This window comes from Microbacterium sp. Bi128 (assembly GCF_918698205.1).
This window is the reverse complement of sequence record NZ_CAKKMM010001108.1, coordinates 1-1713: the sequence shown is the minus strand read 5'-3', so window position 1 is coordinate 1713 and position 1713 is coordinate 1. Positions and strand designations below refer to the sequence as shown.

The following is a 1713-nucleotide window of genomic DNA, read 5'->3' as shown; positions in this document are numbered from 1 at the left end:
GTGTAGGGGGCGCCGAACATCCGGAAACTGGGGCGCTCAAGCCAGCCTTTGTCTGCCCACCGTTTGAGCTGGATCTGGCAGAGCACAATGGTGGCCCAAGTGACGACAATGCCTACGGCGGCGACGTTCAGGACGATCTCGAAAGCCTGGCCGGGGACCAGGTAGTTCAGCGGGACCCCGAGGAGGGAGACGCCGGCGGTGATGGCGATGCCGCCGTAGGGGACACCGGCCTTGTTCATCCGCTGGGCGAACTTCGGGGCCGATCCGGCCACTGACATGGAACGCAGGATGCGGCCGGTGGAGTAGAGGCCGGCGTTCAGCGAGGACAGGGCGGCCGTGAGGACCACGAGGTTCATGATGACGTCAACGCCCTGGATACCGATGGATCCGAAGAACGTTGATGGCCTTGGGCATGATTCTTTCGGGGTTTTCGGTTTCGCCGGCGGCGGTACCGATCAGTTCGATCGAGGCGTAGGCGAACAGCACGCCCTGCATAAGGATGATCATGGGCAGCAGGCCGTTGGGGAAGAGGCCGCCATTGTCGGTGATGAGGCTGAATCCGACTTCCTGGCCTTCCACAGGCGTGCCGAACATGACGAAGTAGGTGCCGACCAACAGGAACGCGACCAGGGCCGCGACCTTGATCAGGGCGAACCAGAACTCGAGCTCGCCGAACACCTTGACGGAGACGAGGTTGAGGCAAAGGACCACGACGAGGGCGATCAGCGCCCACGCCCACTGCGGTACGGCCCCCATCCAGGGGATGTATTTGCCGAAGAAGTTCATGTAAAGGGCCGCGGCGGTGATGTCCACGATGGTGGTGGTGGCCCAGTTGATCCAATAGAACCAGCCGGAGATGAACGCGGCCTTCTCTCCGTAGAATTCGCGGGCGTAGGACACGAACGATCCTGACGAGGGCCGGTGCAGCACCAGTTCACCCAGGGCGCGCAGGATCAGGAACGCGAAGAAGCCGCAGACTGCGTAGGCGATGACCAGTGACGGGCCGGCCGCGTTGAGCCGGCCGCCGGCACCCAGGAACAGGCCTGTCCCGATGGCCCCGCCGATCGCGATCATCTGGATCTGCCGGGGCTTCAGGCTCTTGTGATAGCCCGAGTCCTCCGCGTGGATCAGGGAATCCGAAGCGTGGGCGTGGCCGCCATCGGCCTGGTACAAGCCAACCTCGTCATTGGGGTTGTTGGGCATGGGTGTTCCTTTCGATCTGTCAGAGATCTAAATGGGGTTCTGGAGGGAGATTGTGGGGACAGCCGGACGTCAGATCAGAAAATCGACCACCCGGTCCGGTCGGACAGGTCAGCGAGAGCCGCCGTGCCTGCCAGGGAATTTCCTTTGGAATCCAGCCGCGGGCTCCAGACGCAGATGGCGCACTGGCCGGGGACAATCGCCAGGATGCCGCCGCCTACACCGCTTTTCCCGGGAAGTCCCACGCGGTAGGCGAACTCGCCGGCTGCGTCATACATGCCGCAGGTCAGCATGATGGAACCGATGCGCTTAGCCTCGCTCCTGGAGATCACCGCGCCTTGAACTCCACGACCATCCTGCGCGAGGAATAGAGCCGCCTTGGCCACCTCCGCGCAGGTCATCATGATTGAGCACTGCCGGACGTAGTTCTCGACCACTGCCTCTGCGGGCTGCCGCAGGTTGCCGAATTCCTTCAGGAAGTGGGCGAGGGCCAGGTTGCGGCTGCTGCTGGAG

The 1713-nt window shown here is 63.2% G+C and carries 1 protein-coding gene and 1 pseudogene; both read right to left on the bottom strand.

Going from position 1 to position 1713, the window contains the following annotated elements; genetic code table 11:
- Positions 1–1203, bottom strand: a pseudogene (locus LQV45_RS30245) (amino acid permease); the annotation flags it as partial.
- A 74-nt stretch (positions 1204–1277) separates the two neighbouring features.
- Positions 1278–1713, bottom strand: a 436-nt coding sequence (locus LQV45_RS30240) for a glutaminase (RefSeq protein WP_230010903.1), incomplete at its 5' end; no start/stop codon positions are given.